Source organism: Arthrobacter sp. H41 (assembly GCF_000520535.1).
In the GTDB taxonomy this organism is placed as follows: Bacteria; Actinomycetota; Actinomycetes; order Actinomycetales; family Micrococcaceae; genus Arthrobacter_D.
Genome location: NZ_KI914821.1, coordinates 17,844 through 23,035 on the forward strand (window position 1 = coordinate 17,844; position 5,192 = coordinate 23,035).

General features: G+C 67.0%; 5 protein-coding genes and 1 pseudogene. 4 read left to right on the forward strand and 2 right to left on the reverse strand.

Annotation, left to right across the window (positions count from 1 at the left end; translation table 11 throughout):
• Nucleotides 1–294, reverse strand: a 294-nt coding sequence (locus Y705_RS0113790) for a glycosyltransferase family A protein (RefSeq protein WP_026533282.1), incomplete at its 3' end; no start/stop codon positions are given.
• A 160-nt stretch (nucleotides 295–454) separates the two neighbouring features.
• Here Y705_RS0113790 and Y705_RS0113795 point away from each other — a divergent pair.
• On the forward strand, nucleotides 455–1,312 hold the full coding sequence (locus Y705_RS0113795) for a Rieske (2Fe-2S) protein (protein ID WP_026533283.1): 858 nt from the start codon (nucleotides 455–457) through the stop codon (nucleotides 1,310–1,312).
• A 55-nt stretch (nucleotides 1,313–1,367) separates the two neighbouring features.
• Here the strand turns inward: Y705_RS0113795 and Y705_RS0113800 are convergent, their stop codons facing one another.
• The gene (locus tag Y705_RS0113800; protein WP_081738067.1) at nucleotides 1,368–2,885 is read right to left on the reverse strand and encodes a DHA2 family efflux MFS transporter permease subunit; all 1,518 of its coding nucleotides are present in this window, start codon (nucleotides 2,883–2,885) and stop codon (nucleotides 1,368–1,370) included.
• 132 nt (nucleotides 2,886–3,017) lie between these two features.
• Between Y705_RS0113800 and Y705_RS0113805 the strand changes: the two genes are divergently transcribed.
• The 3 genes and pseudogenes from Y705_RS0113805 to Y705_RS0113815 form a co-directional block, all read left to right on the forward strand.
• Nucleotides 3,018–3,794: a thioesterase family protein gene (locus Y705_RS0113805; RefSeq protein WP_026533285.1), complete on the forward strand. Its 777-nt coding sequence runs from the start codon at nucleotides 3,018–3,020 to the stop codon at nucleotides 3,792–3,794.
• 67 nt (nucleotides 3,795–3,861) lie between these two features.
• Nucleotides 3,862–4,893 carry an aldo/keto reductase gene (locus tag Y705_RS0113810; protein WP_026533286.1) on the forward strand — a complete coding sequence of 344 codons (1,032 nt, stop codon included), beginning with the start codon at nucleotides 3,862–3,864 and terminating at the stop codon, nucleotides 4,891–4,893.
• 102 nt (nucleotides 4,894–4,995) lie between these two features.
• A pseudogene (locus Y705_RS0113815) lies at nucleotides 4,996–5,192 on the forward strand (lipoate--protein ligase family protein); the annotation flags it as partial.

Below are 5,192 nucleotides of genomic sequence, written 5' to 3' on the forward strand. Positions count from 1 at the left end.
GCGGCGGAAGCCGGTATCCGAGGCGGCTCCCGTGCCCTTTTCCGCCTCGTCGAGGATGGTGAGGGGGAACCCGTCCCTGGAGCGCAGCCAGGATTCCAACAGCCCGCGTGTGCCGTCAGTGGAACCGTTGTCCACCACGTAGTGCTGGACCGAACGCCGTCGGTCCTGCGCGAACAGCGAATCGAGGGTCCGCTGGATGAATGGTTCGTTGTAGACGGGGACAACAACCGCCAGCCGCTCGCCGCGACCCTTCAAGGAAGGTGCATCGAGCCGTGCATTGTCGTCGAATCCCATGGGTTAATACTAAGCGTGCTGATTGAAGCGCACTGCACCGGGACTGTTCCCATCCCGTGCATCAGGTGGAACAGTAGGAGGATCCAGGCTCTCCGACGTTCCGCTGGTGCTTGCGCCGGGAGGACCCGGGGGCCGCGCCGTTGTGTTTCAAGGAGGTTTCGTGAATCTACTGCACGCCATCATCGACACCATCGAGGGACTCAAACCGCTCGACAAGGTCGCGGACCCCGTGGCCGCCGCGGTGAGCAGGGCCGTCCAGCCGCGACACATCCGGAACACCCTGAGCGGTGCCGCCATCGGGCATTCCGTCCATCCCGTGCTCATCGTCGTTCCCGCCGGCGCCTGGGTTATGGCCTCGTTCCTCGACTTCGCCGGGGGAAAGGACTCACGCCATGCAGCCGGCCTCCTGGTGAACGTCGGCATCGCTTCCGCGGTGCCTGCCGCCATCACGGGTCTTCACGACTGGTCGGACACCCAGGGCAAGGAGCGCCGGGTCGGCCTCGTGCACGCTGCCGGCAACAGCGTCGCGTTGATGCTCTACGGGGCGTCCTCGACGGCACGCGCCGGGGGCCACCATGCACTGGGGAAGATCCTCGGCCTCGCCGGTCTCGGGACCATGGGCTTCAGCGCCTACCTCGGTGGCCACCTCGCCTATGGCAGTGGCGTGAACGTCAACCGCACCGCCTGGCATGAGGCTCCGACGGAGTGGACACGCGTCGCGAGCGACTCCGACGTCGTCGAAGGCGGCCGCCACACCACCGAGGCCAACGGCGTACCGATCCTGCTCCTGCGCAACGGCGGGAAGCTCACGGCCATGGACAGCGTCTGCAACCACCTGGGCGGTCCCCTCGAGGAGGGGACGGTGCAGGACGGCTGCATCGTGTGCCCCTGGCACCAGAGCATGTTCAGGCTCGACGACGGCAAGAACTACCGTGGTCCGGCGAGCGTGCCCCAGCCCGTCTTCGAGACCCGGGTGACGAGCGACGGTTTCATCGAGCTGCGGCAGCCGGTGTCCTGACCCGGCATGGGAGAAGCCCGCCCGGAACTCCGGACGGGGCTTCTTTCCAAGAGGGTCAGTGCAGGGGTGACGGTGCGTCGATCGATTCGGGCTTCCGCACGAAGAACGAGGCGACGACGGCGACCAGGAAGATCACCGCTCCGTACAGGAAGGCGGCCCGGATGCCGCCCGCCATCGCGGGGAGCTGCGCGGCGCCGTCGGACGCGAGCGCCGTGGACTGGAGCGTCATGACCGAGATGAACAGTGCCGTTCCCGCGGCACCCGCGAGCTGCTGGGTGGTGCCGAAGATGGCGCTTCCATGCGAGTACAGGGCGGGCTTGACGGACCCGAGCGCGGAGGTCAGCAGGGGAGTGAACATCAGGGCCAAGCCGATGCTGAGCATCACGTGGGCAACGAGGACCAGGTAGACCGGCGTCGACTCGGTCACCTGCGTCAGGCCCCAGAACACGGCGCTCACCAGCAACGCGCCCGGAACCAGCAGGATCCGCGGCCCGCGACGGTCGAACACGCGTCCGACGACGGGCCCGAGCAGTCCCATGGCCAGACCGCCCGGCAGCAGGAGCAGGCCGGACGCCAGCGGATCCATCCCGAGGACGTTCTGCATGTAGATAGGCAGGAGGATGATGGTGCCGAACAGCGCCATCATGCTCACGGCGATGGCGACGATCGACACCGTGAAATTCATCGAGGTGAACACCCGGAGGTCGAGCAGGGCGCTGTCCCTGCGCTGAAGTACGATCTGGCGGATCACGAACAGGGCCAAGGCTACAAGGCCGACGGCAAGCGGCGCCCAGGGCGGCAGCGTGCTGCCCTCTGACGCCTCGCCGAGCTGGCTGAATCCGAAGATGATGCCGCCGAAGGCGAGGGCCGAGAGGATCACCGAAAGAACATCGATGGACGAGCGTTTCGGCGTGGTGACGTTCTGCATCTTCGCTGCGCCGATGGCGAGGGCCCCGAGGGCAATCGGCAGGACGAGCCAGAAGATCCAGCGCCAGTCGAGCACGCTCAGGATGGCCCCCGAGATGGTCGGGCCGAGCGCTGGTGCCACGGAGATGACGATCGAGATGTTGCCCATCGTCCTACCGCGGGACGCCGGTGGCACGAGGGTCATGACGGTGGTCATGAGGAGCGGCATCATGATGGCGGTGCCGCTGGCCTGGATGACACGGCCCACGATGAGGACGCCGAAGCCGGGCGCCAGGGCGGCCACGAGGGTACCGAGGCTGAAGAGGGCCATCGCGGCAAGGAAGACCGGACGGGTGTGGAAGCGTTGCAGGAGGAATCCGGTGACCGGAATCACCACGGCCATGGTGAGCATGAAGGCGGTGCTGAGCCACTGGCCGGCGCCGACGGTGATTCCCAGGTCCTGCACCAGGCGGGGGATGGCAACGCCCATGATGGTTTCATTGAGGATCACCACGAACGCTGAGATCAGCAGCAGGGTGATCACGAGCTTGTCGCGCGCTTCGGTCCCCTGTGCGGCGGCCGGGCCGGAGAGGGAAGTAGAAACAGAGGGAGCAGGCAGGTCGGTCGGTCTCGCGTCCGCGAGCTGGGGAGGCGGGCTTTGGGGCATGAAGGTCCTTCGGGCATGGGAGGATCGAAAAATGAGTACGCCACACCTGCTCGTTCCGAGCACAGGGCCATCTGTGGTTCCAACGCCCCCGGTTTTCACTTCTATTCCTGCTTCGCACTAAGGATGGCTCCCATGACAGATTCCTATTACCGCACCCTGGCACCCGGGCGCTTCGAATCGACGATCCACGCCCAGGGCGCCTGGAACCCCGAGGAGCAGCACATGGCTCCGATCTCCGGCCTGCTGGCCCAGTGCCTCCTTGACCACGAACCGCGCCCGGGAATGCAGCTGGCACGCATCAGCTTCGAGATCCTGGGCATGATTCCCGCCGGCAAGTTCGCCGTGGAAACCCGGACCGTCCGCCCGGGGAGCACCATCGAGCTGCTCGAAACCGAGATGTCGGTGGAGGGCCGGCCCATCATCCAGGCCCGGGCCTGGCGCCTCGCGGCAGGAGACACTGCCGCCGTCGCCGCCGTCGAGGATTCCGCCATGCCCGGTCCGGAAGCCGCCGGCCCCTTCGACGGCATGACCCATTGGCCCGGCGGGTACATCGAGTCGCTGGATTTCCGGGTGGTCGAAGGCCACCGGCCCGGCCGCGGCCAGGTGTGGCTCCGGACGCCGTATTCGATGCTCGAGGACAAGGCCTCGCCGGACCTCGTGCGGCTCGTTGGAATGGCCGACGCCGCCAACGGCATCGCCAGCAGGGTGCCCCCCGGACCGGGCAGCTGGATGTTCCCCAACGTGGACCTGCAGCTGCACTTCCACCGCATGCCGGCAGGGGAGTGGCTGGGCCTCGACACCGGTGTGACCTTCGGCGCCGACGGCGTGGGGCTGACGTCGTCCGTCCTGCACGACGAGACCGGTCCCTTCGGCCGTTCGGAACAGATCCTCACCCTGCGCAAGCTCTGACGCAGCCCCGACCCGACTACGCTTTTTCCACACGCAACACCACCTCGAACACCAAGGGAGATTAACGATGGAGTACCGGAAACTCGGGAACAGCGGAACCGCCGTATCCGCCTACGCGCTCGGCACCATGACGTTCGGCGCGGAATCGGACGAAGCCGAGTCCCACGCCGTCCTCAGCGATTACGCTGCAGCAGGCGGGAACCTGATCGACACCGCCGATGTCTACACCGCCGGTGCCTCCGAAACCATTATCGGTTCCTGGCTGGCGAAGAACCCGGCAGAGCGCGACACCATGGTTCTCGCCTCGAAAGGGCGCTTCCCGATGGGCGAGGGCGTCAATGACCTCGGGCTGTCCCGGCGCCACCTGCGCCGTGCACTCGAGGCGTCGCTGACCCGTCTGGGCGTCGACCACATCGACCTGTACCAGGTGCACTCATGGGATCCGCTGACGCCCCTCGAAGAGACGCTCGGTTTCCTCGACGAGGCAGTGCGCAGCGGCAAGATCAGCTACTACGGCTTCTCCAACTACACCGGCTGGCAGCTGACCAAGGCGGTCCTCACGGCCCGGGCGCGCGGCTTCAGCGTGCCCGTCACGCTTCAGCCCCAGTACAACCTGCTGGTGCGCGAGATCGAGGCGGAGATCGTCCCGGCAGTGCTCGACGCCGGCATGGGCCTGCTGCCCTGGTCGCCGCTGGGTGGCGGCTGGCTCACCGGGAAGTACAAGCGGGACACCTCGCCCACGGGGAACACGCGACTGGGGGAGGATCCCGCGCGCGGCATGGAGGCATGGGACAAGCGCAACGCCGAAGAGCGCACCTGGCGCATCGTGGACGCGGTGGTGGACCTCGCCGCGCAGCGCGAGGTGACGCCGTCGCGCGTCGCACTCGCCTGGGTTGCAGCGAAGCCCGCGGTCACCTCGGTGATCCTCGGGGCGCGGACGCAGGAACAGCTCGCCGACAACATGGGTGCCGCCTCGCTCAGCCTGTCCTCCGAGGAGCTGGAACTGCTCGACACCGTCAGCGCACCGACCTTCGGCGACTACCCCTACGGCATTCCCGGGATCGAACAGCGGAGCAGGAGTATCGACGCCGGCAGCTAGGTCGGCCACCAGTCGGGCATCACCCTGATACGGGATCCTGCGCTATAAATGAGGAGACAGATCTCAGCTTTACAGGTGACGCACGAAATGGAGCCCGGCCACATGACGAACGCGTGGTCGGGCTCCGGTGCTCTGACGGTCCATCGCCAGACCGATTCGCTCGGCGCGGTCGGTGACCTCGACGCGGGCATCGAGTTGCTCCGGAACGTTGCTGCGGGCAGCAGCGGTCCCACGCTTCGGCTGTACCGGCCCGCTCCCACTGTGGCCTTCGGCCAGCGGGACTCCCGGCTGCCGGGGTT